This is a genomic window from Thalassospira sp. MCCC 1A02491 (genome assembly GCF_001613785.1).
Lineage (GTDB): Bacteria > Pseudomonadota > Alphaproteobacteria > Rhodospirillales > Thalassospiraceae > Thalassospira > Thalassospira povalilytica.
On the sequence record NZ_LPVX01000030.1, the window covers coordinates 151,505 to 176,999 of the forward strand.

At 53.9% G+C, this 25,495-nt stretch carries 24 protein-coding genes; 13 read left to right on the forward strand and 11 right to left on the reverse strand.

What is annotated here, in order from left to right; translation table 11 throughout:
- Window positions 1-2 precede the first annotated feature (2 nt).
- The gene (locus AUQ42_RS12135; RefSeq protein WP_068519341.1) at window positions 3-482 is read left to right on the forward strand and encodes a hypothetical protein; all 480 of its coding nucleotides are present in this window, start codon (window positions 3-5) and stop codon (window positions 480-482) included.
- A 108-nt stretch (window positions 483-590) separates the two neighbouring features.
- On the opposite strand, the gene rpoH is transcribed toward AUQ42_RS12135, so the two are convergent.
- Window positions 591-1,457: an RNA polymerase sigma factor RpoH gene (rpoH, locus tag AUQ42_RS12140; RefSeq protein WP_068519342.1), complete on the reverse strand. Its 867-nt coding sequence runs from the start codon at window positions 1,455-1,457 to the stop codon at window positions 591-593.
- A gap of 109 nt (window positions 1,458-1,566) precedes the next feature.
- On the reverse strand, window positions 1,567-2,565 hold the full coding sequence (locus AUQ42_RS12145) for an RluA family pseudouridine synthase (protein WP_231856753.1): 999 nt from the start codon (window positions 2,563-2,565) through the stop codon (window positions 1,567-1,569).
- Between the two features lie 318 nt (window positions 2,566-2,883).
- Between AUQ42_RS12145 and AUQ42_RS12150 the strand changes: the two genes are divergently transcribed.
- Window positions 2,884-3,270, forward strand: a complete 387-nt coding sequence (locus AUQ42_RS12150) for a hypothetical protein (protein WP_068519343.1) — start codon at window positions 2,884-2,886, stop codon at window positions 3,268-3,270.
- A gap of 47 nt (window positions 3,271-3,317) precedes the next feature.
- Window positions 3,318-3,812 (forward strand): Mov34/MPN/PAD-1 family protein, encoded by a 495-nt coding sequence (locus tag AUQ42_RS12155; protein ID WP_068519344.1) that lies wholly within the window; start codon window positions 3,318-3,320, stop codon window positions 3,810-3,812.
- 18 nt (window positions 3,813-3,830) lie between these two features.
- Here AUQ42_RS12155 and AUQ42_RS12160 read toward each other — a convergent pair whose 3' ends face one another.
- From AUQ42_RS12160 to proV, 6 genes are all read right to left on the reverse strand, one after another.
- Complete coding sequence (locus AUQ42_RS12160; protein ID WP_068519345.1) at window positions 3,831-4,853, reverse strand: HD-GYP domain-containing protein; 1,023 nt, start codon at window positions 4,851-4,853, stop codon at window positions 3,831-3,833.
- Window positions 4,854-5,006: 153 nt separating this feature from the next.
- On the reverse strand, window positions 5,007-6,044 hold the full coding sequence (locus tag AUQ42_RS12165; protein WP_068519346.1) for a glycine betaine/L-proline ABC transporter ATP-binding protein: 1,038 nt from the start codon (window positions 6,042-6,044) through the stop codon (window positions 5,007-5,009).
- On the reverse strand, window positions 6,041-6,907 hold the full coding sequence (locus AUQ42_RS12170) for a proline/glycine betaine ABC transporter permease (protein WP_068519347.1): 867 nt from the start codon (window positions 6,905-6,907) through the stop codon (window positions 6,041-6,043). Before AUQ42_RS12170 ends, AUQ42_RS12165 begins: the two co-directional genes overlap by 4 nt.
- 209 nt (window positions 6,908-7,116) lie before the next feature.
- The gene (proX, locus tag AUQ42_RS12175) at window positions 7,117-8,133 is read right to left on the reverse strand and encodes a glycine betaine/L-proline ABC transporter substrate-binding protein ProX (RefSeq protein WP_068519348.1); all 1,017 of its coding nucleotides are present in this window, start codon (window positions 8,131-8,133) and stop codon (window positions 7,117-7,119) included.
- A gap of 102 nt (window positions 8,134-8,235) precedes the next feature.
- Complete coding sequence (gene proW / locus AUQ42_RS12180; protein WP_068519349.1) at window positions 8,236-9,360, reverse strand: glycine betaine/L-proline ABC transporter permease ProW; 1,125 nt, start codon at window positions 9,358-9,360, stop codon at window positions 8,236-8,238.
- A complete protein-coding gene (gene proV, locus AUQ42_RS12185; protein WP_068519350.1) occupies window positions 9,353-10,558 on the reverse strand; it encodes a glycine betaine/L-proline ABC transporter ATP-binding protein ProV in 1,206 nt (401 codons plus the stop codon). Before proV ends, proW begins: the two co-directional genes overlap by 8 nt.
- Window positions 10,559-10,810: 252 nt before the next feature.
- On the opposite strand from proV, the gene AUQ42_RS12190 reads away from it, so the two are divergent.
- Entirely contained in the window at window positions 10,811-11,311 is a 501-nt protein-coding gene (locus tag AUQ42_RS12190) for a MarR family winged helix-turn-helix transcriptional regulator (protein WP_068519351.1), read from the forward strand.
- Window positions 11,312-11,394: 83 nt separating this feature from the next.
- On the opposite strand, the gene AUQ42_RS12195 is transcribed toward AUQ42_RS12190, so the two are convergent.
- The 3 genes from AUQ42_RS12195 to AUQ42_RS12205 form a co-directional block, all read right to left on the reverse strand.
- Window positions 11,395-11,586, reverse strand: coding sequence for a hypothetical protein (locus AUQ42_RS12195; protein WP_068519352.1), 192 nt, complete (start codon window positions 11,584-11,586; stop codon window positions 11,395-11,397).
- A gap of 89 nt (window positions 11,587-11,675) precedes the next feature.
- Window positions 11,676-12,110, reverse strand: coding sequence for a hypothetical protein (locus AUQ42_RS12200; RefSeq protein ID WP_068519353.1), 435 nt, complete (start codon window positions 12,108-12,110; stop codon window positions 11,676-11,678).
- A 187-nt stretch (window positions 12,111-12,297) separates the two neighbouring features.
- Window positions 12,298-13,332 (reverse strand): ABC transporter substrate-binding protein, encoded by a 1,035-nt coding sequence (locus AUQ42_RS12205; RefSeq protein WP_068519354.1) that lies wholly within the window; start codon window positions 13,330-13,332, stop codon window positions 12,298-12,300.
- 348 nt (window positions 13,333-13,680) lie between these two features.
- Here AUQ42_RS12205 and AUQ42_RS12210 point away from each other — a divergent pair, with 348 nt between their 5' ends.
- From AUQ42_RS12210 to AUQ42_RS12250, 9 genes are all read left to right on the forward strand, one after another.
- Window positions 13,681-14,514, forward strand: coding sequence for a 3'-5' exonuclease (locus tag AUQ42_RS12210; RefSeq protein WP_197460843.1), 834 nt, complete (start codon window positions 13,681-13,683; stop codon window positions 14,512-14,514).
- A gap of 180 nt (window positions 14,515-14,694) precedes the next feature.
- Window positions 14,695-15,711: a Fe(3+) ABC transporter substrate-binding protein gene (locus tag AUQ42_RS12215; protein WP_068519355.1), complete on the forward strand. Its 1,017-nt coding sequence runs from the start codon at window positions 14,695-14,697 to the stop codon at window positions 15,709-15,711.
- Between the two features lie 235 nt (window positions 15,712-15,946).
- Window positions 15,947-16,972, forward strand: coding sequence for a Fe(3+) ABC transporter substrate-binding protein (locus AUQ42_RS12220; protein WP_068519356.1), 1,026 nt, complete (start codon window positions 15,947-15,949; stop codon window positions 16,970-16,972).
- A 194-nt stretch (window positions 16,973-17,166) separates the two neighbouring features.
- Entirely contained in the window at window positions 17,167-18,129 is a 963-nt protein-coding gene (locus AUQ42_RS12225) for an extracellular solute-binding protein (protein ID WP_231856754.1), read from the forward strand.
- Between the two features lie 13 nt (window positions 18,130-18,142).
- Entirely contained in the window at window positions 18,143-19,903 is a 1,761-nt protein-coding gene (locus AUQ42_RS12230) for an iron ABC transporter permease (RefSeq protein WP_082817835.1), read from the forward strand.
- A gap of 35 nt (window positions 19,904-19,938) precedes the next feature.
- Window positions 19,939-21,192 carry a gephyrin-like molybdotransferase Glp gene (gene glp, locus AUQ42_RS12235; RefSeq protein WP_068519358.1) on the forward strand — a complete coding sequence of 418 codons (1,254 nt, stop codon included), beginning with the start codon at window positions 19,939-19,941 and terminating at the stop codon, window positions 21,190-21,192.
- 86 nt (window positions 21,193-21,278) lie between these two features.
- Window positions 21,279-22,853, forward strand: coding sequence for an MBL fold metallo-hydrolase (locus AUQ42_RS12240; RefSeq protein ID WP_068519359.1), 1,575 nt, complete (start codon window positions 21,279-21,281; stop codon window positions 22,851-22,853).
- A 236-nt stretch (window positions 22,854-23,089) separates the two neighbouring features.
- The gene (locus AUQ42_RS12245; RefSeq protein ID WP_228195356.1) at window positions 23,090-24,190 is read left to right on the forward strand and encodes a glycosyltransferase family protein; all 1,101 of its coding nucleotides are present in this window, start codon (window positions 23,090-23,092) and stop codon (window positions 24,188-24,190) included.
- Between the two features lie 21 nt (window positions 24,191-24,211).
- Window positions 24,212-25,495: a glycosyltransferase family 4 protein gene (locus AUQ42_RS12250; protein ID WP_068519361.1), complete on the forward strand. Its 1,284-nt coding sequence runs from the start codon at window positions 24,212-24,214 to the stop codon at window positions 25,493-25,495.

Below are 25,495 nucleotides of genomic sequence, written 5' to 3' on the forward strand. Positions count from 1 at the left end.
ACATGGCAAAAGGTAAAAGCACCAAAAAGGGCGGCCGCGGCGCATTTTCCGGTTTGTCCGTGGTTGCATCTGCTGTGCTGCTATTCATGGTCGCCCTGCCGACCTTTGTGACATTGGTGGTCGGCTTGTTGCCGTCGCTGGTTGCGTTCATTTTCGATCGCAGCCCGGGCCGGACCATGGCGCGTTGTGTGTTTGGTCTGAATTTTTCCGGTGTCGCACCCTATATCCTTGAACTGTGGCAAGTGCCGTCGCAAACGGTGGGCGGTGCGACCCAGCAGATCTTTCAGCCACTGGCATTATCAATCATGTACGGGGCGGCGGGCCTTGGCTGGTTGCTGTATCTTGCGATGCCCCCGATCGTTGCCAATGTGCTTAATCTTTCTGCCCAGCGCCGGGTAGGGGAGCTTCGTAAAAAGCAGCGTGCCCTGATCAAAACCTGGGGCGACAGTCTGATCAAGGAAGTCGACCGGTCCGGGAACTGATCATGCCATGATGTTTTGATCCGATTTACATCATCGATGACATAAAAAACGGCGGACAATTTGTCCGCCGTAGTTCGTTGCAAGGGGGAAGAGGGCTGGTAAACACCCTTAGTGTGGCAGATCGCTGTGGATCGATTTACGGACTTTTTCAAAGGCCCGGACTTCGATCTGCCGGATGCGTTCGCGTGAAATACCATAGGCGACACTGAGGTTTTCCAGAGTAACCGGACTTTCAAGCAGGCGACGCTGGGTCAGAATGTCACGTTCGCGATCGTTAAGATGCGACATGGCACTTTTAAGCATATTCATCCGTTGCAGGAATTCTTCACGTTTGCCGTAAAGGGTTTCCTGGTCTTCGTCGTCGCTTTCGATCCAGTCGACCCATTCACCATCGCCGTCAACACGGACAGGTGCATTGAGCGAATGATCAGGACCGGCAAGGCGACGGTTCATCATAATCACGTCATCTTCGGAAACATTCAGCTTGGTCGCGATGAGTTCGACCTGTTCTGGTAACAGATCCCCTTCATCAATCGCCTGCATCTGGCTTTTGAGTTTGCGAAGATTAAAGAACAATTTCTTCTGCGCGGCCGTGGTGCCCATTTTCACAAGCGACCAGGAATGCAGGATATATTCCTGAATGGCTGCGCGGATCCACCACATGGCGTAGGTTGCAAGCCGGAAACCCTTGTCAGGGTCAAAACGTTTGACAGATTGCAGCAGGCCCACGTTGCCTTCGGAAATCAATTCATTCAAAGGCAGACCATAGCCGCGATAGCTCATGGCAATCTTGGCAACCAGTCGCAGATGGCTTGTGATCAGTTTTTCCGCCGACTTGTCACAATCGTTGTCGCGGAAATTGCATGCGTACGTCGTTTCCTGTTCGGGGGTAAGCATCGGGTAACGTCGGATACGCTGCAAATATACAGTCAGACCATCCTGAGAGATTACTGGCAGAGCATTTCCCTGTTTCATTGAAGCCTCCCGTTATGCTTCGATCAAGTGCTGTTATCCCCTAGCACTGACTAAACCTTATACGAGGGTATTAGATGGCGTCAATTATTTTTTGACCATAAAGTTTAATCTATACTATCCCTTGGGATAGGTTCAGGCTCTCAATCAATGCGTTCAAGTCGTCGGGAAGGGGTGCTGTTGTCGATATATATTCCCCGGTGCGAGGGTGAATAAATCCCAGAGTTCTGGCGTGTAGAGCCTGTTTGTTGAATGCGTTCAGAAGTTCCTGCGTCTCCAAGTTGCACTTCTGTGAATTTTTATTCCTGCCGTAAACGGGATCACACACAAGTGAGTGGCCGATATGGGTCATATGCACCCGAATTTGGTGGGTTCGGCCGGTCGCAAGACGGCATTCAACCAGAGATGCTAACGAGTCGTCTCTGAACTGAAGTGTTTTGTAGTGGGTTAGTGCATATTTTCCGCCGGTTCTAAGAACCGTCATTTTCTTGCGGTTGCGCGGACTTCTGCCGATATTGCCTTCGATATCACCGGCAAGCGGACACGGAACCCCCCACACAACCGCAAGGTACGCCCGATCGATATTTTCCTTGTCCTCGGAAAACAGGGTCGAAAGGGCACGGTGGGCCGTATCGTTTTTGGCAACGACCATCGCGCCGCTGGTATCCTTGTCCAGTCGGTGGACGATGCCGGGTCGCTTGACCCCACCAATTCCCGAAAGACTATCGCCGCAATGGGCCAGAAGCGCATTGACCAGCGTACCGCTTTCATTTCCGGCCGCCGGATGGACAACCATCCCCGCCGGTTTGTTGATCACCAAAAGGTCATCATCTTCATAGAGGACATCAAGTTTGATGTTTTCGGCAATCGGCTCGGCCGGTTCGGCCGGCGGAATGACAAGTTCAAACACGTCATCCTGTTTGACTTTGGCCGACATCTTGCGCGCGACATCGCCATTCACGCGCAGATGACCATCTTCGATCAATGCCTTGATGCGGGATCGGGACTGATCCGGCCAGGCCACAGCCAGCACCTTGTCAAGGCGCGCACCTTCGTCCTGGGCCGTTGCAATATAGCGGAGTTCTTCTGGCATCTGGTCGCTACTGGTCATCAATGTCTTGCAGTCTGATTTCGATATGCAGTGTAACAGGTTATGCTTTGTGCTGGCAGCTTGTAGCTGTTTTATGCCCGATTGCAATGAAATGCCGTCATGATCCCGGGGATGAGGCCGCCTCGTGTGCGCGCAGGAATACGGAAACCATCAAAAGGAGCGATCCAATACACAGGGCACGACAAAGGGCGCGGCCCGTTTATGTTGTGATCTTGCAATTGTCGGTGCTTGCAGCTATGGCGTTGGGATGAGTTTTGCGTGATCGGGGCAGTTGACCGGCCATGCTGATGTCAAACAGATGGGTTGGTTGGAAATAAGATGCGTGTAGTTAAGGCCTTGGTTGTGTTCATGGGGGTGCTGATCGTGATCGGCATCGGGCTTGTGGCCTATGGGCTGTCGCTTGATAAAAGCGCCAAGGAAGCAGATAGCGCCGATACGGGGCAGGCGCCTTCGGTTCCGATCGCAGGCCTTGATAACGGCCCGCAGGTGGCGACCGGATTTTCCGGTGCACCCGTCATCCCGGATTTTGGTGACATCACTATCGATATTGCACCTGGTGAAGTGCTGGTCGCTTATTCCGTTCAGGGAACACAGGCAATCCTGCATATCGAAGGCCCGGATGGATTTGGTGCGCGTCTTGTGATTGTGTCGCTGACCGATAAAAAGGTCCTTGGTCGTATTATTTTGAATGCTGACGGCCAATAGGTCTCAGACAGGGCCAACAAGGGCAGGGCAAACAGGGTGGCGGCAGCATGACAAATCAGAAAGCCTGCGACACCGGCGATCATTCGGCTGTCATTCTGTCTGCTGACCTGCATCAGGAAATGTGCAATCTGGCCGCAATGCAATGGCCGGAAGAATGCTGTGGGCTTCTTGTTGCGTCAAAGCAGACACCAGACCGGATCCGTCGGGTGGTGGCAGCACGCAATGTTGCCGATGATCCGCTCAGAACCTTTGAAATTGATCCGCAAACCCTGATTGATACCTATCGTCTGGCCCGTCAAAGCGGTGACGAGGTGGTGGGCTGTTTTCATTCGCATCCAAATGGCAGTGTCTTGCCCTCAACAACGGATCGTGGTCGTGCCGATGTGGACGGTTTTTTGTGGCTGATAATTGCCACTGACAATTCCGGGGTTCTGGACAGCCGCATGTATCGCGCACATCATCAGAAGCCGACAAACGGGCAGGACGGCGATGTTATTCGCTATTTCCGGCGATGTGTTCTGACGGATGGCAACCCGTCGTGATTTATGCAACCGGCAAAGTCAGCCGGTTTGATTGATCAGATCGGCAACATTGTCGGGAATTGAGGTGTGCTTTTTCATCACGGTTTCGAGTGCCAGCACCAGTGCCAACTCGACCTTGCCTTCCTTGCCCATCGATTTCAGGATCGAGAGTGATTTTTCGACGCTAAATCGTGGTTTGTAGGCACGTTCTTCAAGCAACGCCCCCATGATATCGCAAATCGTAAGAATACGTGTCAGATCGGGAATGGCGTCCGCCGTCAACCCATCGGGATAGCCGCTGCCATCAAGATATTCGTGATGATGTCTGACACTATGAAGGACGGCCGGGTCAAGATTTCCCTGTTCAGACAGCTTCTTGTACCCTTCGACAGGATGGCGTTTGATGATCTCGAACTCTTCGGGGGTAAGTTCCCCCGGCTTGTCGAGGATCGTGTCCGAAATCCAGATCTTGCCAATATCGTGCAGAAGCCCGGCCTCGGTCAGTTTCGCGACGTCGGTTTTGCTCATGCCCGTACTTTGTGCAAAGGCACAGGCAATGCCGGTCACTAGCAAGATGTGCTGGAATGTTGACTGGTGATAGACGCGCACCGTGCTTAACCATTCCGAAATGCCCAGATCGGCAATGGCAGTTGCGATATTCTGGCCGGCCTCGTTGATCTGTTTCAGGTCGACGGGCTGATTGCTGGTGATTTTGTCAAAGCTGTTCTGGATGGCTTTCGCTGCCAGCTGCGTGGTCGCGGTTGCAGTCTTGCCCGTCATGCCATAGGCCGTGCGACGGTCTTCAATATAAGTCGCCAGCGACTTTTCCGATAATGGCTTGAGAATGGTTTTGCGCGCGCCAAGTGCTGTGGCCTGCAACTCGTCTTGAAGGTTGCCCTTGCCGATTGCAATAATCTGGTCCGAGCCGCGCTCCGATACTTTGCGAAAGGCCCGAAGCCTGGCAATCATGTCCGGGTTCTGAAGATCGACATCTATGATCAGCGACATGATATCAGCCGGGATCGGCTTTGCCGGATCAAGCAGGCACAGATCAAACCCCATCAAGCTTTCCGGAAGCAAGTGACGGTGGTCCTGATCGCACAGGACGTGAATTATGTTTACGTTATTTTGCGGCACGGTCCCGACGCTTGCTCAATCTGTTCAAATCCCCTTCTTATCGAGTTAAAGTAGAAGAATGCGAAATTCAAGTGTTGGCTAGTCGTTGCGTCCTACCGACAGGGCGTCAAGAATCTGTTTTTTGCCAATGGTTCCGATGGGGTGATTGTCGTGGCCCGTTACCGTGATTGCGGTATCCGAACCAAGTGCCACCGGCAGGATATCCTCAAGCCGGGTATCGTAGCGGACCGCATGCGCGGTTGAAAACCCGTCGGTGCCGGATGCCGGTTTTACCGGTTCCATGATGCTTCTGGCACGCAGGACCTTGCCCCGGTTCACATCCCGGGTAAAGGCCTGCACATAGGCGTCAGCCGGGTTAAGAACGATTTCTTCGGGTCGGCCGACCTGAATGAGTTTCCCGTCCTTGAGAATGGCAATCCGGTCACCGATCTTGAGTGCCTCGTCTAGGTCATGGGTGATGAAGACAATGGTCTTGTGCAGTTCCGCCTGAAGCTTCATCAACTCGTCCTGCATGTCCGATCTGATCAGGGGATCAAGGGCGGAAAAGGCCTCGTCCATCAAAAGGACTTCCGGGTCGGTGGCGAGCGCCCGGGCAAGGCCAACACGCTGTTGCATGCCACCTGAAAGCTGATCGGGGAACTTGGCTTCGTACCCGGCAAGCCCGACGCGATCAATCCATTTGCTTGCGGCTGCTTCGCGGGTTTTGCGATCAGTTCCCTGGATTTCGAGCCCGTAGGCGACATTGTCCATTACATTGCGATGGGGGAACAACCCGAACCGTTGAAACACCATGCCAAGCCGCTTGCGACGAAATGCATTCAGGGTCGGGATATCCATCGACAGAATATCTTCGCCGCCAAACGATACCTGGCCTGCGGTTGGATCAATCAGGCGATTAAGGTGGCGGATCAATGTCGATTTTCCGGATCCCGAAAGGCCCATGACCACAAATGTTTCGCCCTGTTCAATTGACAGGGACACATCATGAAGGCCCACCGTGTTGCCGGTCTTTGCAAGGATTTCTTCCTTGTCCGATCCGGACTTTGCCAGTTCAAGTGCAACATCCGGATCAGGGCCGAATATTTTGAAAATATTGCGTATTTCGATATAGCTCATTGCCCGTCCTCCGCGCTTGATGTGCGCTGGGATCGCTTGCCATAGGCCTGGCCGATCCGGTCAAAAACGACCGCCAGAAGCACAATCGCAATGCCGGCTTCCATGCCTGCGCCGACATCAAGGCGCTGGATACCCATCAGGACCTGCTCGCCAAGGCCGCGTGCGCCGATCATGGACGCAATCACCACCATGGAAATGGACATCATGGTTGTCTGGTTGATGCCCGCCATGATGTTGGGCAGGGCAAGCGGCAGCTGAACACCAAACAGAATCTGTTTGCGGCTGGCGCCGAACGAACGTGATGCTTCAAGAACTTCGGGATCGACCAGACGAATACCAAGATCGGTCAGACGAATGACCGGTGGTGCGGCATAGATCACGGTGGCCAGAATGGCCGGCACCTTGCCCAGCCCGAACAACATCAGGGCCGGGATCAGATACACAAAGCTTGGCATGGTTTGCATGGTGTCCAGGACAGGCAGCATAATGGCCCGCAACCGGTTCGACATTGCCATTGCGATGCCGACCGGAACCCCGATAACGACCGAAAGCGAGGTCGCAACAATCATCAGGGCAAGGGTCTGCATCGCCTTGTCCCAAAGGCCCAGCGTGCCGATGGCAAACATCGCGATCACAAGGCCGGCAACCAGCTTCCAGTTCTTGCTGGCATGCCAGGTAATGGCAGCAATCGCAATCAGGATCAGCCACCATGGTGCACCACGCAGAAGCTGTTCCAGCGCGACCAGAATGGTCAGCAAACTGTCGGCAAAGGCCTCGAACGCTGTGCCATAATTGATGACCAGCCAATCAACGAACTGATTGACCCACTTGCCCAAAGGCACATTCAATTGTTCCGGAAACATGGCGACGGCAGGCCCGTGTTGCTCAAAAAATCAATGAGTTTGAAAGCCTAACAAGTTCGATCTTTACATGCGACTGTAAATCGAGTGACGCCTGACATCTCCTGACAGTTTTTGGTTGGTCCGCAAAAAAAAACACCCCGCAGAATTTGATCTGCGGGGTGTCTGGTCTTTCAAATCAGGCGGATGCCTGAAGGAACGGCTTGCCGGAATTACTTCGCAGCAGCGCGAGCTTCTTCAAGCCAGCCATCAAAGATTTCACGATGTGCCTTGATCCAGGCATCAGCATGACGGCCGATGTCTTCGGCGGACTTTTCACCATCGCGCATGCGCAGGTTCTGAGCCGAAATGTCGTTGGCCGAAACTTCCATGACTTCAAACAACTTGGCTGCTGCCGGGTTGGCTTCTGCCCATGCCTTGTTGGCGATGATCTGCTGGTTGTTGACCTGGAAACCGAAGTCCGAACCATCCGGAAGGGAGGTGTCGGCATCTTTACGTTCGCCCGGAAGCGACGAGAACGGCACCTGCAACCAGGTTACGTCTTTGCCCGGAACCAGAACGCCCGAAACCCAGTACGGGGTCCAGGTGTAATAAAGGATCGACTCACCGGCTTTGTAACGGGTGATGGTATCGGCGATGATGGCCGAATAGGAACCCTGATTATGGGTTACGGTGTCACGAAGGCCGTATGCATCAAGGTGATGTTCGATCACGCCTTCACAGCCCCAACCCGGGTTACAACCCGAAAGGTCGGCTTTGCCGTCGCCATTATTGTCGAACAGTTTGGCAATTTCCGGATCAGCAAGTTGGCTGACATTGGTGATGTTGTATTTGTCGGCGGTTTTCTTGTCGATCAGGTAGCCCTGAAGCGCGCCCGGCGAATATACGCCCTTGCGATAGATTTTCTCGTCACCGCCAGCAGCCGTGTAGAAATCGGCATGAAGCGGGTTCCAGTGGTCAGCCAGGAAAGTTGCATCGCCGTTGCCGATGGCAACGTGACCGGCAGCATATTCGATTTCCTGGATCGGCTTGACGTCATAGCCCAGTTCTTCAAGCGCCTTCATGACCAGAAGGGTCTGGAAGGTTTCTTCGGCGATCGAGCTTTTGAGCGGCTGAACTTCGACGCCTTTGCCCGGCATATGATGATCGGCAAATGCAGCACCGGTCATCAGCATGGAGCCGGTAACGGCAATCGCAGCGCCGGTTGTCAGTTTTTTGAGGATCGTCATGAGCTTCTCCTGGTTTTAATGAGCCTCGGACAGTTTATCTGTCCCTGTTCTCCAAACTGACGGAACCGTTCCTGGTTCCGTCAGCTATCTCGTTGTTCGGTATTATTTCTTGCCAAGGATCGACCGTACGACAGCAGCAGGGCCGCTTTCATACCAGTGACGGGTTCCCTTGGATCGCTGGTCGCGGCCCAGCGCCTGGGTCATGCGGTCAAGGACAATCGCCAGAAGGACGATGCCAATGCCGCCAACCGTTGCCAGACCCATATCCAGTCGGCCGATGCCACGCAGGACCATCTGACCCAGACCGCCAACTGCAATCATCGAGGCAATCACAACCATCGACAGCGCCAGCATCAGCGTCTGGTTAACGCCAGCCATGATGGTTGGCATCGCAAGCGGGAGCTGAACCCTGAACAGAAGCTGTTTCGGACTGGCACCAAATGAGCGCGCAGCTTCAACCAGATCACCGGGGACCTGTCGAATGCCAAGAATGGTCAGGCGGATCAGCGGCGGCAGGGCAAAGATGATGGTAACCACCACGCCCGGAACGTTGCCGATGCCAAACAGCATGACAATCGGCACCAAATAAACGAAGGCAGGTGTTGTCTGCATGGCATCAAGGATCGGACGCACGGCATTGGATGCACGTTCGTTACGCGCCAGCCAGATACCGGTCGGAAGGCCAATCACCACACAGAAAAAGACCGATGTGATGACAAGCGACAGTGTCACCATTGCTTCGGACCACGCACCGATCAGACCGACCGCAATCATCGATGCCAATGTCCCGATGGCCAAGCGACGTCCGGCAAGCTGCCAGGCAATCAGCGCCATGATGATGATGACAAGGATCGCCGGGGTTGCTTGCAGGCCGGCTTCAACACCGCTCAGAACCGCATCAATCGGCCAGCGAATGGCCTGGAAGACGCTTCGGAAATTCTCGACAATCCATTCAAGACCGTCATTGACCCAGCCATCAAGCGGGATCAGCGCATCCTGGAACGGGTGGAAAATGTCAAAATGCTTTTCCGGGGCAGGGGCCGCGTTTGACAGCCAGTCGGACGATGCTGCGGCATCGCCACCGGTGCTGCCGCCCGGGCCGCTTGCCGCTGCATCCGGGCTTGCGCTTCCCCACGGGTTGTTTGATGTGCTTGCCGCGGATGAACCCGCACTGTCAGCGGAGCCGGCCTCTGTGCTCTGGCCCCAAGGATTACTGGTATCAGCCATTGGTGCCGTCTCCTTCTCGGTCAAGGGTGGCCAACAGGTTGGCTTTCTTGATCACGCCCATGTATTTGCCGTCTTCTGCGATGACGGGAACGCCGCATGGTGCATGCGCAACCGTCCCGATCAGATCCGAAAGCGGTGTGTCATGGGAAACCGGTTCGACATTTGGCAGGAAGGCTGCCGATAGCTTGTCCGCACCTGATTTGATGGCTTCGTCAAGGCTGTCGACAGAAATGATTCCATGGAAATCAAGCTTGTCACCGACGATATAGCCATATTCGCGGTCTTCATTGCGCAGACGGTTAAGGGCGGTCTTAAGGCCAACGCCTTCGCGTTCGATAACCGTGACCTGACGTTTTGACGCAATGTCTTTGGCGCTCAGAATGGTGGAAACATCAACACCGCGGAAGAACGATTTGACGTAATCATTCGCCGGGTTGTTGAGGATTTCTTCCGGGCTGCCGACCTGAACCACAATCCCGCCTTCCATAATGGCAATGCGGTCGCCAATGCGCATGGCTTCGTCAAGATCATGCGAAATGAAAATGATCGTGCGTTTGTGTTCACGCTGAAGCGTAAGCAGCTCGTCCTGCATTTCTGTCCGGATCAGCGGATCAAGTGCGGAAAATGCTTCGTCCATCAGCATGACTGCCGGGTCATTGGCCAGTGCGCGGGCAAGGCCGACGCGCTGCTGCATGCCGCCGGAAAGTTCATCCGGATAGGAGTTGGCATGGGCCTTAAGGCCAACCTGATCAAGGGCGGCAAGGGCGCGTTCATGACGCTCGGCCTCGTCAACGCCGGCCAGTTCAAGGCCAAAGGCAGCATTATCAATGACGGACAGATGCGGCATCAGGGCAAATGACTGGAAAACCATAGCCATGTCGCTGCGGCGCAGGGCGCGCAATTCTTCGTCCGACATGGCGGCAATATCGACGCCATCATACAAAACCTGACCCGATGTCGGTTCAATAAGACGGTTCAAAAGCCGCACCAGGGTGGATTTTCCCGATCCCGACAGGCCCATCACCACAAAAATTTCACCTTCATGGACGGTGAAATTGGCGCCACAAACACCGACGGTCTGGCCGGTCTTGTCGAAAATTTCGTCCTTGTCGATACCGTCATTGATCATTTGCATGGCCTGATCAGGATGGTCGCCAAAGACTTTATAGAGGTCTTTTACAACGATTTTTTCGGTCATGAGCCCTTATCGAATTTTGGCGATGAACATCTTGAATCCCGCCAGGACAAAACGTTGGCGCGATCATGGTGCCCGTCGGATTTTTTCATTGTGAAACCCGCAATGCGCCTTTGGACCGGATGGCCGCCAGGCGCAGGTTCCCCCACGTCTCGTTATATTCGTTAAGGCGATAGTTACAGCTCAAAACATTTGATGTCAAATTATAATGGCGTTAAGTTGGGCGCAACGAAGAACGGAAGGAGCCGCATCAAGATGGGGTCGGAACAGCCAAAGCGTAAGGAATTTCTCGATGTTCTTGTCGCACTGCGACAGATTATCCGGGCAACGGATCTTCATTCAAAACATGTGATGAAGGTTTGTGGTCTTACGGTTCCGCAGCTGGTTGTGTTGCTTGCGATCGAAGAACTTGGTGCGGTTACTGTGCGTGAAATATCTCGCCACGTGTCGCTTAGTCAGGCGACGGTAACCACAATTCTGAACCGTCTTGAAGAACGCGGCTTTATCGTGCGCATGCGCAATGCCAGCGACAAACGTGTCGTCAATAGCAGCCTGACCGACAAGGGGCGGGAAGTTCTGATCAATACGCCACCTTTGATGGATGGCCATTTTATGTTGCGCTATGAAATGCTTGATCTGGATGAACGCAAGCAGATCCTTGATTCGTTGCAGCATGTCGCCCGTTTGATGGATACGACCGAAGTCGATCCAAGGCCGCCGACCCGAACAGATGGTTCTTCGCCTTATGGTGATTGATGACCATTCACCATTGGCATACGGACAGGCAGGGCAGCAGACGGGCCAAATATTTTATGTCCGCGTGCCCGGGTTCATTCAGTTCATTTTTCGGTTTCATCCAAATTCTGTTTCAGACGATCAAAAATTGCCTGAATTTGTTTCGGGCTTGCGCCGGTGAGGGTGGAACACTCGTTCGCATCGCAACCGGCTGCCATATAGTTTAATGCATTTGACACTGCGATCGCTTCGTCGCGTGTAAGCAACAGTGATATTTTGCTGTCATGCTCTGACATTTCGGGTTCCTTGCAGCTTTGATCGGTTTCGGTTTGTCATGCCCGGCGTTGTGCCGGGCATGATTATTAAAATCGAGGCCTGTCGGGTGTCATTTTTGCTGGTTGTAATAGGTAATACCATCCGTGGGGCGAAACGCCGTGCCGCAATCACCTGCATTTGCATTGGTGATGATGATTGTGCCGGTACGGCTGTCCCAGTATGCCGCGCGGCTATTGGCAAGCGACTTGTTTTCGCTGGGGGCGTCCAGAATGCCCTTCAGGAAAGTGGCAAACTCGCCAGCACTGGCGATGGTGGCGTCCGGAAAAGCCAGATTGTCAATGACTTTTCCCTTAACAAATTCGTCCTTGTGTTTGGTATAGGCATGCCCGTTTGCGATCGTCGTGGCAAATGCGGAATTGGTGGTGGCCGTGCAAGAAGCTGCATGCGATGGGGAAGGTACAACGACCGCACCAAGCGCAATCATGATCCCGGCCATGATCACGTGGCGCGCAAGACCACGCAAGGCATCAAAACGGATTTTCATCTCTGTTTCCTTTGGTTGTTTTCACTTGGAAAATGAGCTGAGTTAGCCCGTCAGGATGACGCCATGCCGGAATGGATGTGATGGCAGGGGCACAATGCGCAAAAAATATGGGGCGGAAAATGATCCGCCCCATACATCAAAATCATTAGTTTACAGTGCCTTTTGCAAGGCTGCTTTACACTGCAGCTTACAAAGCGGCCTCAACCCGGGCAGCGACCTTTTCCGGCACCCAGGCTTTCCAGACATCCGGTTTTTGTTTCAGGAAATAAAGTGCCGCGCCTTCGGGCTTTTCGTTGTTTTCCTGCATATAAGCCAGCATTTCCGAAACAAGTGCATTGCTGGTCTCATAATGGGTCAGAAACTCGATCAGTTTCGGCGCGGATTTCATGAAGTCGGAATTGACGCCGACCGTCACCGTGCTTTGCGGATATGCGGTTGCCTTTTTCGGGGAAGGATCGGTTTTCAGCGCATCAAAAATGGTCTGGTCATAGGCCGGTTCTTCGAGCCGATAGCTGTCATAAAGCCCCATGACCCAGGTCGGTCCCCAGTAATAATAAAGTGCCGGTTTACCGCGTTTATGCGCAGATGCGATTGCCGCGGACAGTGCCGCACCGGTGCCGGGGCGGAAATTGGTAAAGCTGTCATCAAGCTGATAGGCCGAAAGCTTTGCCGAGTTGACCTTTTCACATACCCAGCCCGACGGGCAGTTATAAAAGCGCCCCTTGCCGGGTTCTTCGGGGTCTTCAAACAAGGATGCATATTTCGGCAGATCATCAACCGATTTCAGATCCGGTGCCATCGGCTCGATCCCGCGTGCGGCGTCACCTTCGATCACATAGCGCGGGACAAACCATCCTTCGACAGCATCGTCAAAATTCACCCCGATCTGGCTGACGGTTCCGGCGGCCTCTGCCTTTTTCCAGGCATCGGCCACATTGTCGCGCCAGATTTCCATGACGACATCAACATCGCCTTTGCCGGCACCGGTCAAAAGCGGAATGACATCACCGGGCAGGGCATCGGTTTTGCAGCCATACCCCTTTTCGATGATGAATCGTGCGACGGCATTGTGAAAAAGCGCACTGTCATAATTCAGGCCGGCAAACATGACGGGGCGATCAATTTCGCATGTCGCGTCCTGCGCCTGTGCGGTTGAAATGAATGTGGAAAATGCAAGGCCAGCGGCCATCAGCATTGCGGCTCCGGTAGGCAGGGTTTTCATCCTTCTGTCCCTTCGTGGTTGCGGTCCGGAATCGCATCAAATGCACTGCTTTTGCCCGGTATTTGCGTGGCTCATCCTGGTTGGTCCCCCGATGAAGCCGACAGTGCCCCTGATACAGGTGGTTAAAGTCCCATGCGCAAGTTTAACCGGGCGCGCAAAATGGATGCAACCCCCGGTGCGTCAGTTAACCATGATGTGATCCCGGTCAGTTGCAGCAATGATGACAGATTGCTCCTGACAATGATGGCAGGAGATGTCAGCGATACTGGATGGAATTCATGCCGATATTCCCGTGAAATCCGGTCTGCTTGCCGTTATGGTGGGCAAAACAAACCTGTGGGGCCCGTGATGATGCATTCCAGTCTGTTCGTCTTTGATATTGAAACCGTTCCCGACATTGATGTTTTGCCGCAACTGACCGGTGAAACGGCACCCGATCCGGAAACCGGACGGAAGATGCTCGAAGATTATCATCTGGAAATCACCAGCGGTCGCAATGGGTTCCCCCGTCAACCGTTTCACAAGGTTGTTGCGATCAGTTTTCTGCGTGCAACCATCCAGCGCGATGGTGATCTTGAAATGTACGAGATCGAAGAATTGCGGTCCGGCGGGGATTTGACATCCGAGGAAAAGGATCTCGTGAACGGGTTCTTTGCCTATTGCGGAAAGCTTTATCCCAGACTGGTCAGCTTCAATGGCCGGGGGTTTGATTTGCCGGTTCTGAAATACCGCGCGATGAAGCATGGCGTTACGGCACGCTGGCTGCATCAGGCATCGAACAAATGGGAAAACTACACATCCCGTTATGCGCCGAACTGGCACTGTGACCTTGCCGAAGTGCTGTCTGATTACGGTGCATCAGCCCGCACCAAGATGAATGAAGTCTGTGCCGCACTGGATTTGCCGGGCAAGACCGGTGTTGATGGCAGCAAGGTTTCTGACATGTTTGACAATGGCGAGATCGATGGCATTCGCCGCTATTGTGAAACAGATGTGCTCAATACCTATTTGCTGTATCTGCGTCATGCCCTGCATACCGGACTGACCGATCATGACGGATATAATCACGCGATCAATCTGACGGTTGGCTGGCTTGAAGAACGGGCAGGGGACATTCCCGCCTATCAGGAATTTCTGGATGCATGGCGTGCCTCAAGCGGCGGGTCGTTCAACGTTCTCTAGGAGTTCAAGCATTCTTTCAATGCGGGGTGCGATGGAGTGATGTGAATCACACTGCGGGCGGCCTTAGGATGAAACCTTATTGAAATGACGGCGGATTGCTCTTAATTGCAAGCGCGGTTGCAAATTAATTGCAACTTCATGGGAGTTGAGACGTAATCACGTTCAATAGGGATCGTTCAGATGGAAATCAGGAAATTGATCGGTGGTGCCGTATTCGGTGCGACCACCTTTGCAGCAGCCATTGCCAGCGCACAGGAAGTGAATGTTTATTCCCTTCGCCAGGAATTCCTGGTCGAGCCGCTGTTTGAAAAATTCACCGAACAGACGGGCGTTAAGGTCAATGTGATCTTTGCGGAAAAAGGTCTGGTCGAACGTATCAAGCAGGAAGGGGCGAACAGCCCGGCCGACATTCTGATGACGGTCGATATCAGCCGTATCCAGCAGGCTGTTGATGCCGGCGTAACCGAAGCTGTTTCCAATGATGTCATCAATGGAAACATCCCGGCGCATCTGCGTGATCCCGAAGGTCACTGGTTCGCGCTGACCCAGCGTGGTCGTGCGATCTATGCGTCCAAGGACCGCGTGGCCGAAGGTGAAATCACCTCTTACGAAGATCTGGCAGACCCGAAATGGGAAGGCAAAATCTGCACCCGTTCCGGCACGCACGTTTATAACGTTGCGCTGTTTGCGTCGATGATTGCTGTTCATGGCGAAGAAAAAGCCAAAGAATGGCTCGAAGGTTTGAAAAACAACCTTGCCCGCAAGCCGCAGGGCAATGACCGCGCCCAGGTAAAGGCGATCAAGGAAGGCGTTTGTGACGTCGCGATCGGCAATACCTATTACTATGGCAAGATGCTCGACAACGAAGAGCAGCGCCCGTGGGCAGAGTCGGTCAATATCGTCTTCCCGAACCAGGCAGATCGTGGCATGTCGATGAACATCTCGGGCATGAGCCTGATCAAGGATGGCCCGAACCGCGAAAACGCCGTGAAGCTGATGGAATTCCTGACCGGCGATGTAGCTCAGCAAATCTATGCAGAGGTCAATTACGAATACCCCGTCAAGCCGGGTGTCGAATGGGCCGAGAACGTCAAATCCTGGGGCACCTTCAAGGCTGACGAACTGCCGCTTTCCGACATTGCACGCCTTAGCCCGGATGCGATCAAACTGGTCGATACGGTCGGCTATAACGAATAAATCGCTGCTTCTGAAAGCAGAATTTTCGAAGGGATGGCTCATTGCCATCCCTTTTTCATATTTGTGGTTAGGATGGCCAAAAAGCCGCATTTGTCCGCGTGTCAGCCCTTTAACATCGAAAATCTGTGCTTTCGGGCTTGCAAGAACCGGGCTCTGGCCTTTAATTTCGCCGACGGCGAATACAAATCATTCCTAATTGCTGTTTGTTCGCACAGCACATCCACAAGAGGCATTCATGATTTTTCTGCGCAAAACGGTCTATGGTCTGGTCGCGGCGGCAATGGGACTTTCGATGGTTCAGGGCGCCAATGCAGCAGAAGAAGTGAATGTCTATTCGTTGCGGCAGCCATTCCTGATTGAACCGATGTTCAAGCGTTTCACCGAAGAAACCGGCATTCGGGTCAATACGCTGTTTTCGCAAAGCGGTCTGGTTGAACGGATCAAGCATGAAGGGCGCAACAGTCCTGCCGACCTGCTTTTGACGGTTGATATCGGTCGTATTCAGGATGCCGTTGATGCCGATATCGCCCAGCCGTTGACAAGCGACGTACTCGAAGCAAACATCCCGGATCAGTTTCGCGATGAAAATGAATTGTGGGTCGGTCTGACGACCCGTGCGCGTGTGCTTTACACATCCCTTGACCGGGTCACACCGGATGCGATTTCGACCTACGAGGAACTGGCCGATCCGAAATGGAAAGGCCGGATTTGTGTGCGGTCGGGCATGCATGTTTATAACATCGCGCTGATCGCATCGATGATTGCCCATCACGGCGAAGAATATACGAAAACCTGGCTGACATCGGTGAAGGAAAATCTGGCGCGCAAGCCCCAAGGGGCCGATATCGACCAGATCGAGGCCGTCTCGCAGGGCGTATGTGATCTGGCGATCGGCAATTCCTATTATTACGGCAAGATGCTGGATGACCCGAACAAGGCCCCGGCAGCAAAACAGGTGCGCATTGTCTTCCCGAACCAGGGTGACCGGGGGACGCATGTCAATATTTCGGGTGTTGCCCTGATGAAACATGCCCCGAACAAGGAAAACGCCATCAAGCTGGTCGAGTTCCTGTCAGGCGATGAAGCCCAGCACATGTATGCCGACGTCAATTTCGAATATCCGGTGAAGCCGGGTGTGGCATGGTCGGAAATGGTGAGGTCCTGGGGTACCTTTACCCATGATGAACTGTCTTTGAACAAGATCGCCGAAAATCGTGGTGCGGCCATTCGTCTGATCGATGAAGTCGGCTTTAACGAATAAATTCATCACGCCATAACGCCCCTGTCTTCCCGATAGGGGCGGCAAGCTGGTTGGTATAATTGATTTGTCTGAATTGATTTCCCGGACACATTGGGCAACTATGTCCAGATTGATGTGGTTGGGGAACATGGCGCGGGTTGATGACGGGCAGTTACGTTCAAAGGATGATTTTCGGATGTCTGCTGGCGTTGGGAATGGGCACATCCGCGCAGGCCGCCAATGAAGTCAATGTCTATACAGAACGCCAGCCGCAATTCATTCAGCCTGTCTTTGATCGCTTTACCAAAGTAACAGGGATTCGCGTTAACGTCCTGTATTCCCAGACAGATTTGGTTGACCGAATTCGACGCGAACATGAATCCACCCCGGCCGATATCCTGATTGCTGTGAATGTCGGGCGCCTGGTCGAGGCGGCAAATGCCGATATCGCATCACCGATCACATCGCCAATCGTCGATGAAAACATTCCCACGACATATCGCGATACCAACAATCTTTGGGTCGGGCTGACATCGCGGGCACGGGTATTGGTCACCCCGCGTCAGGCCGGAAACCAGATGCAAATCGGAAGTTACGAGGAACTGGCCAATCCGCAATGGCGTGGCAAGATCTGCATCCGGTCGGGATATCATGTCTATAATACCGGCCTTGTGGCATCGATGCTTGCGCATCACGGGCCGGAATATACCCGAAACTGGCTACGCTATGTTAAGGGCAATCTGGCGCGCAAACCCCAGGGCGGCGATGCCGATCAGATTGCGGCGGTCGCACGCGGGGAATGCAGTGTCGCGATTGCAAATTCCTATTACTACGGAAAAATGCTGGATGATCCGGCCACGCGCAAGGATGCCAGCAGGGTCCAGATTGTCTTTCCAAATCAGAAATCCACTGGCACCCACGTCAATATCACCGGTGTGGTCTTGATGAAGCGGGCCCCGAACCGTGAAAATGCGCTGAAACTGATCGAATTCATGTCGAGCAACGAAATCCAGCACGTATATGCCGCGGTCAATTTTGAATATCCGGTCGGGATCGTCTGGCCGGAAATGTTGCGTTCATGGGGTGAATTCACCTCTGAACATTTGCCTTTAACCGTCATTGCAGGCTATCAGGATTTGGCGAAACAGCTTCTTGATGAAGTGGCCTTTGACGACTGAGACGGAAACTGCCTTGAACAACGCATGCCACACGCCAAAGGACGAGGATATCCGTCCCGCCGCAGTTACTGAAACGTTTGATCCGATGCGCACGCCCAGCGGCAATCCTGCCATGCGCTGGTTGCCGCGCGGACAATCGGCTGTCTGGCTGATCGGGGCCTTTGTCATTGCGATGATGGTGGCAGCCCCGATTATCGCCGTGGCCTATCTGGCATTCTTCCCGACAGAGAATATCTGGCCGCATCTGGCATCGACCATGTTGCCGCGTTATGTCAAAAACACGGCCGTACTGATGTTTGGTGTCGGTGTTGGTGTGACATTGCTTGGCGTTTCATCGGCTTGGGTTGTCACGATGTGCAAACTTCCGGGCAAGCGGTTCTTTGAATGGGCCATGCTTCTGCCGATGGCGGTGCCGGCCTATATCGTTGCCTATGTCTATACGGATCTGCTGGAATATGCCGGGCCGGTGCAGCGGTTGTTGCGCGATATTTTTGGCTGGTCATCAGCGGCAGATTACTGGTTCCCCGATATTCGTACCAAGGGCGGGGCAATCCTTGTTCTTAGTCTGACACTTTATCCCTATGTTTACATGCTCGCCCGCGCGGCGTTTCTGGCGCAGTCAATCTGCGTGATCGAAGCAGCCCGCGTTCTTGGACGCAGCGCATGGAGCTCGTTTGTCACCGTTGCATTGCCATTGGCTCGCCCGGCGATTGTTGTCGGTGTTGTCATTGCGCTGATGGAAACGCTGAACGATTTCGGCACCATTGATTTCTTTGCGGTGCATACCCTGACAGCCGGGGTGTTTAATGTATGGCTTGGCATGGGCAATGCCGGTGGTGCGGCACAGATTGCGCTGACGATGTTGGCGGTGGTTATTGCGCTTTTGGTGATTGAACGCTATTCGCGCCGTCGCCAGCGCTTCCACGATACAACCAACCGGTATCAGGAACTGCCGGGCTATGATCTTGGGCCGATGGCAAAAGCCGGGGCGCTGGCAATCTGCATTTTGCCGATTGTGCTGGGCTTTGTCGTCCCGTCGATGGTGCTGATTTATTATTCGGTCGGCTATTTTGATCAAAGCTGGACGGCAGATTTCTTTGAATTTGCCGGTAACAGTCTGCTGGTGTCGGGGCTTGCCACGGCGTTGGCGGTTGGATGTGCATTGTTCATGGCCTATGCGTTGCGGTTATTCCCGCAACCGTTCCTGAAATTCTTCGTGCGGTTGTCATCTGTGGGCTATGCCGTGCCTGGCGCAGTTCTGGCGATTGGGGTTCTGATCCCGTTTGCACGATTTGACAATGCGCTGGATGCGGTCATGCGCGACACGTTCGGGATTTCGACCGGCTTGTTGCTGAGCGGGACGGTGTTTGCGCTTGTTTTTGCCTATGCGGTGCGGTTCATGGCGGTTTCGTATGGTTCGATCGAAGCTGCCTTGGGCAAGGTACGGCCAAGCATGGATGACGCGGCAAGGACCCTTGGCGAAAGTCCGTGGGGAACGCTTAAACGTATTCATTTTCCGATGGTGCGGGGCGGCATTCTGGCGGCATCCGTACTGGTGTTTGTCGATGGCATGAAAGAACTACCGGCAACATTGATTTTGCGCCCGTTCAATTTCGATACTTTGGCAACCCATGTCTATCAGTTTGCCAAGGACGAGATGATCGAACAGGCTGCCCTTGGTGCGCTGACCATCGTTCTTGTCGGTGTGGTGCCGGTGATCATGCTAAGCCGTGCCATCTCAAAATCCCGCCCGGGCCATGGTGGCGAGTCCTGAAATCCAAATCACGTCAACGCGGGCAGGTAACATAGATGCAAAATATCAAACCCGGACTGACACTGCTTTCCGATGCGCTTGAAATCGCATTTTTCGAGGTGCCGGTCGCACAACATGTCGAAGAACGCCCCCTGACGGACTGTTACGGTGCTGTCCTGCGCGAAGATGTGATGGCCGGTTTCTCTGTGCCATCGGTCGATAATTCGGCCATGGATGGATATGCCGTGCGCTTTGCCGATTTGGCGACGGTTGACGGAACGATGCCCGTTGTCGGGACGTCATTGGCCGGACATCCGTATTCGGGCACCGTACCAGAAGGAACGGCCATCCGGATTGCCACCGGGGCCGCCGTTCCCGATGGGGCAGATTGCGTCATTATCCAGGAAAATGTCATCGCCGATCAGGATGAAGCCGGCATCGAAATTGCCGGTGACGTGATTGCCCGGACCCGGCGTCATCAGAATATCCGCTGGGCCGGTGAAGATATCAAAAAAGGTGATGTTGTCCTGCGTGCCGGCATGGTTTTGCGCCCACAGGATATCGCGATTGCCGCCGGGCAGGGGCGTGCCAGTCTGAAAGTCGCCCGTCCGCTTCGTGTTGCGGTCTTTTCAACCGGGGATGAATTGGCAAAACCGGGGGATCCGCTTCCGCCCGGGGGAATTTATGATTCCAACCGGTTTGCGATGATCGGCATGTTGCGCGACATCGGATGTCAGGTCACCGATCTTGGCCTGCTTGCGGATGATTTTGACGTGCTTGCCACCGCAATAGGGGACGCTGCCCAAAATCATGATGTGGTGATGACATCGGGCGGGGTGTCTGTGGGCAAGGCGGACTTGCTGAAACCGGTTGTCGACAAACTTGGTGAAATCACGGCCTGGAAGCTTGCCATCAAACCGGGAAAGCCGTTGATGCGTGGCCGGATTGGCAAATGCCTGGTCATCGGATTGCCAGGCAATCCTGTTTCGGTGCTGGTGTCCGGTCTGCTGTATGTTTTGCCACTGCTTCGTCATATGATGGGGGCGGAACGGTCTTGGAGTGAGCCTGTGCGCATTCCGGTTCGCGCCGGTTTTGATTTTCAGCGTGGGACCGGACGTCGCGAATGGCTGCGTGCGAGACTGATACAGACTGATGACGGTGAATTTGAAGCGGTCGCCTTTTCTTCGACCAGTTCGGGGATGCTATCATCCATGGTATGGGCAGAAGGCCTGATTGAAATCCCTGAAAATTGCGGCAAGCTGTCCAAGGGCGATCAGATTTTGTATCTGCCGCTGCGTGGTTTGCAATAAAGCGTCCAATAAGTGATCCATATCATTGCAATGACAGGTTTATTCCTGAATCCTTGCAGCCTTGTTGACGTGCAGGAGGAACGGGAATGACCGTATCAGTTACGTTTTGTGGTGCCGCTGGCGGTGTGACCGGCTCGTGTTATCTGTTGCAGACCGACCATGGTCAGTTTCTTGTTGATTGCGGCATGTTCCAGGGCAGCAAAACTGTCCGCGAACTGAACTATGGCCCGTTTCCGTTCAAGGCATCCGATATTTCAGCCGTTTTGTTGACCCACGCCCATATCGATCATTCCGGATTGTTGCCGAAACTGGTCAAGGCAGGCTTTGAAAACCACATTCTGGCGACCGAGCCGACCTGTGATCTTCTGACCTATATGTTGCCTGATTCCGGATATATTCAGGAAAGCGAGGTCGAACGCCTTAACCGCCGCAATGCGCGCCGTGGACGTCCGGAAGTAACCCCGATCTATACCCGCAAGGATGCCGAACAAACCTTGCAAAGGCTCAAACCCGTCGAATATCACGAATGGATTGATGTCATCGACGGTGTGCGTGCCCGCTATTGGGATGCCGGGCATCTGCTGGGCTCGGCCTCGATCGAGGTTGAAGTCGCACCGGTTGGCAAGGAAACCAAACCGACCCGCATTCTGTTTTCGGGCGATATCGGTACCGGCGAAGCCGTGTTTAACGAGGCCCCCGAAGGCCCGTCTGATCTTGACTATCTGTTTGTCGAGACGACCTATGGTGATCGCAATCGCCCGAATGTCAGTGATGATGAACGCCGTGCCATGTTGGGCAAGGAAGTTCGTGATGCACTGAATGCCGGTGGCAACCTTGTCATTCCAAGCTTTGCCGTCGCCAGAACCCAGGAATTGCTGGTTGATCTTGCACATCTGTTTAATCGCGGGCACTTGCCCGAGGCAAATGTCTTTGTCGACAGCCCGCTTGCGCAACATGCCACAGACGTTTTTGCCCGTCATCTCAGTCATGAAGATGCGCGTGCCCTTGAACATCCGAAATTCCATATGGTTCCCGATGTTGAAGCCAGCAAACAACTGGCACGGGTGACCAGCGGTGCGATCATTCTGTCGGCAAGCGGCATGTGTGATGCAGGTCGCATTCGCTATCATTTGAAAAACAACCTGTGGCGGGCCAACTGCACCGTCTTGCTGGTCGGCTTCCAAGCCGCGGGATCATTCGGACGTGTCTTGCAGAAGGGGGCGAAACATGTCCGCATTCATGGCGACGAGATCGAGGTCCATGCCCGAATTCGCACGCTTGATGTCTATTCCGGTCACGCAGATCAGGACATGCTCTTGCGCTGGACCAAAGACAGACTACCTGTGGCCAAGCGCATTTTCCTTACCCATGGTGAAGAGGGCGCGCGAACTGCCTTCCAACAAGCGCTGATTGCCCATGACATACCTGTCGAAAAGATATCCCTGCCCATGCTTGATGAAACAGTGACCTTGCAAAAGGGCACCTTGCATGTGGTTCAGCACAAGCCGAGACTTTCGGGTGAAGAACTGTCGCGTGATGATTGGCATAACATGTATGCCGGGACCATCACCGCGCTTTCCGAGAAGTTGCAGTCACTTGGCACACCAGCCGAAAGGCAGAAGCTGCTCGAAAAAGTCTTGCGCGATATTGGGTCAGTGTGAGAGCAATTAGCTGGGAAAACAAAATGGCAAACCGGATTTGTACAAACGGATTTGCTTGCCAATAAGAGATATCCTGTCACCCTGTGAGGTGGGGAGACAGGATATTAAGGATCACTACGCAGACGGGCGGGTATATGTCTATCGTGGGGAACTCCGGGTATCGGGTTCTAATTTACAGTCATGATACGTTTGGGCTCGGCCATCTGCGCCGTTGCCGCACAATTGCGCATGCGCTTGTGTCACGTCGTGATGATGTTTCTGTTCTTATCCTGTCCGGGTCACCGATCATTGGCAGTTTCGAATTCCGTTCGCGAGTCGACTTTGTCCGTATTCCCGGCGTGATCAAACTGTCGAACGGGGAATATACGTCCCTTAATCTGAATATCGACGTTGATCAGATCCTTGCGATGCGTGAATCGATCATTCAGCACACGGCCGATGTCTTCAATCCCGACATTTTCATCGTCGACAAGGAACCACTTGGTCTTCGTGGCGAAGTGGAATCGACGCTTAAGATGTTGCGTCATCGCCGGACCCGTCTGGTGATGGGCTTGCGTGATGTGATGGATGATCCGGCCAATCTGCGCGAAGAATGGGATCGCAAACAATGTGTTCCGGCGCTCGCCGATCTGTATGACGAAATCTGGGTCTATGGTTTGCAGGAAATCTGTAATCCGCTCGAAGGGATTGATTTGCCGCCGGGTGTCGAAAACAAGATGGCCTATACCGGATATCTGCCGCGTACTGCAACACGGCGCCCGACCCCGGAACATGGTGCGCTTGGTCTTGAAGAACCCTATTATCTGGTAACCACCGGTGGTGGCGGGGATGGTGTCAATCTGGTGGACTGGGTGATCAGTGCCTATGAAACCGACCCGACGATTGCAGTCCCGTCGCTTGTTGTTCTAGGACCATTCATGGCGCCCGCAGAACAAAAGGCCTTCATGGAACGTGCCGAAAAGATTGAAAAGCTCTCGGTCATTACCTTTGACGCCAATGTCGAAATGCTGATGGACAAATCGGCCGGTGTTATTGCCATGGGCGGTTACAACACGTTTTGCGAAATCCTGTCCTTTGACAAGCCCGCGGTTATCGTGCCGCGCACAGTGCCGCGTCTGGAACAATATGTCCGCGCATCAGCCGCCGAAAAGCTCGGACTGGTCAAGATGCTGACCGAAGATGGCGGGCGCGATCCGCGTGAAATGGCCGATGCCCTTCATGGACTGATCCATCAGCCCAAACCGTCCCACGTCACGGTGCCCAACCTTATGGGCGGGCTTGATCGGGTCGGGGATCTTGTTGATCGCTGGCTTCCGCCGCAAATGGCCGCTGAATAAGCATTTCCGGGAACAAAATTGATGACACGCGACAATCTTGCAATCGTGGTGAAGGGATATCCGCGATTGTCGGAAACCTTTATTGCGCAGGAAATTCTTGGCATTCAGCAGGCAGGTATTCCGTATCGCATCGTTTCATTGCGTCATCCGACCGACAAAAAACGCCATCCGATCAATGACCGGATCACCGGGGCTGTCGATTACCTTCCGGAATATGTTTATCAGGAACCGATGCGTGTTTTGCGTGCCTGGTTAAAGGCCCGCAAACTTCCGGGATATCGCCGGGCTTTCAATATCTGGTGGCAGGATTACCGTCGTGATCGCACGTCCAACCGCGCACGGCGGTTCGCACAGGCAGTGGTCATGGCGGCCGAGCTGCCTGATGATGTGACGCGCATTTATGCGCATTTCCTGCATACCCCCGCATCGGTGGCCCGTTATTGCGCGATCATGCGCGGCTTGCCATGGTCATGTTCGGCGCACGCCAAGGACATCTATACCAGTGAAGACTGGGACATGCGCGAAAAGCTGCGAGATATGGATTGGCTTGTGACCTGTACCAAGGCCAATGTTGATTACCTGCGCACGCTTGCCGAAGACCCGGACAAGGTGAACCTGCTCTATCATGGGCTTGATTTTTCGCGCTTCCCCGAAGAATTGCCAAACCGGCCGATGCGCGATGGCAGTGATCCGGAAAACCCGGTGATCATACTGTCGGTCGGTCGTCTGGTCGGCAAAAAGGGATATGACGATCTTTTGCGTGCGCTGGCAAAATTGCCAGCCGGCTTGCATTGGCGGTTCATCCATATCGGCGGTGGCAGTGACAGCAAATATAAACAGCTGGCCTCAGAACTTGGCATTGCGGCGAAATGTGACTGGCGCGGTCCACGCGACCAGAAGGAAGTCATCGCGGCCTGTCAGTCATCGGACCTTTTCGTGCTGGCCAGCCGCATTGAACAGGATGGTGATCGGGACGGCTTGCCCAACGTCCTGATGGAAGCCCAGCTTTGTGGTCTTGCTGCGGTGTCGACGGCAATTTCGGCCATTCCGGAACTGCTTGTTGACGGGGTGAATGGAAAACTTGTTCCACAACGCAATCCCGATGCCCTGGCCGATGCCCTGCAAGTCGTCATTACCGATCCGGCGATGCGTGATGCCATGGGGCGCAAGGGCAATGAAATTGTACGCCGCGACTTTTCATTTTATCGCGGCATGAAAGATCTGGCGCATCGTTTCGGTGTTTCATATCCGCTTGCCGGTGACGGTTCCCCGAATTCGGACACCCATCAACCCGCCGCCCAGTAG

Bases quoted from the DNA above. Each gene is read 5' to 3' on its own strand.
- AUQ42_RS12205 (WP_068519354.1), bottom strand. From the start codon at position 13,332: ATGAAAACCCTGCCTACCGGAGCCGCAATGCTGATGGCCGCTGGCCTT.
- AUQ42_RS12250 (WP_068519361.1), top strand. From the start codon at position 24,212: ATGACACGCGACAATCTTGCAATCGTGGTGAAGGGATATCCGCGATTG.
- AUQ42_RS12240 (WP_068519359.1), top strand. From the start codon at position 21,279: ATGACCGTATCAGTTACGTTTTGTGGTGCCGCTGGCGGTGTGACCGGC.
- AUQ42_RS12225 (WP_231856754.1), top strand. From the start codon at position 17,167: ATGGGCACATCCGCGCAGGCCGCCAATGAAGTCAATGTCTATACAGAA.
- AUQ42_RS12165 (WP_068519346.1), bottom strand. From the start codon at position 6,044: ATGAGCTATATCGAAATACGCAATATTTTCAAAATATTCGGCCCTGAT.
- AUQ42_RS12145 (WP_231856753.1), bottom strand. From the start codon at position 2,565: ATGACCAGTAGCGACCAGATGCCAGAAGAACTCCGCTATATTGCAACG.
- AUQ42_RS12160 (WP_068519345.1), bottom strand. From the start codon at position 4,853: ATGGGGTTTGATCTGTGCCTGCTTGATCCGGCAAAGCCGATCCCGGCT.
- AUQ42_RS12195 (WP_068519352.1), bottom strand. From the start codon at position 11,586: ATGTCAGAGCATGACAGCAAAATATCACTGTTGCTTACACGCGACGAA.
- AUQ42_RS12190 (WP_068519351.1), top strand. From the start codon at position 10,811: ATGGGGTCGGAACAGCCAAAGCGTAAGGAATTTCTCGATGTTCTTGTC.
- proV (WP_068519350.1), bottom strand. From the start codon at position 10,558: ATGACCGAAAAAATCGTTGTAAAAGACCTCTATAAAGTCTTTGGCGAC.
- AUQ42_RS12215 (WP_068519355.1), top strand. From the start codon at position 14,695: ATGGAAATCAGGAAATTGATCGGTGGTGCCGTATTCGGTGCGACCACC.
- AUQ42_RS12155 (WP_068519344.1), top strand. From the start codon at position 3,318: ATGACAAATCAGAAAGCCTGCGACACCGGCGATCATTCGGCTGTCATT.
- AUQ42_RS12170 (WP_068519347.1), bottom strand. From the start codon at position 6,907: ATGTTTCCGGAACAATTGAATGTGCCTTTGGGCAAGTGGGTCAATCAG.
- rpoH (WP_068519342.1), bottom strand. From the start codon at position 1,457: ATGAAACAGGGAAATGCTCTGCCAGTAATCTCTCAGGATGGTCTGACT.
- AUQ42_RS12220 (WP_068519356.1), top strand. From the start codon at position 15,947: ATGATTTTTCTGCGCAAAACGGTCTATGGTCTGGTCGCGGCGGCAATG.
- AUQ42_RS12150 (WP_068519343.1), top strand. From the start codon at position 2,884: ATGCGTGTAGTTAAGGCCTTGGTTGTGTTCATGGGGGTGCTGATCGTG.
- AUQ42_RS12200 (WP_068519353.1), bottom strand. From the start codon at position 12,110: ATGAAAATCCGTTTTGATGCCTTGCGTGGTCTTGCGCGCCACGTGATC.
- AUQ42_RS12210 (WP_197460843.1), top strand. From the start codon at position 13,681: ATGATGCATTCCAGTCTGTTCGTCTTTGATATTGAAACCGTTCCCGAC.
- AUQ42_RS12135 (WP_068519341.1), top strand. From the start codon at position 3: ATGGCAAAAGGTAAAAGCACCAAAAAGGGCGGCCGCGGCGCATTTTCC.
- proX (WP_068519348.1), bottom strand. From the start codon at position 8,133: ATGACGATCCTCAAAAAACTGACAACCGGCGCTGCGATTGCCGTTACC.
- glp (WP_068519358.1), top strand. From the start codon at position 19,939: ATGCAAAATATCAAACCCGGACTGACACTGCTTTCCGATGCGCTTGAA.
- proW (WP_068519349.1), bottom strand. From the start codon at position 9,360: ATGGCTGATACCAGTAATCCTTGGGGCCAGAGCACAGAGGCCGGCTCC.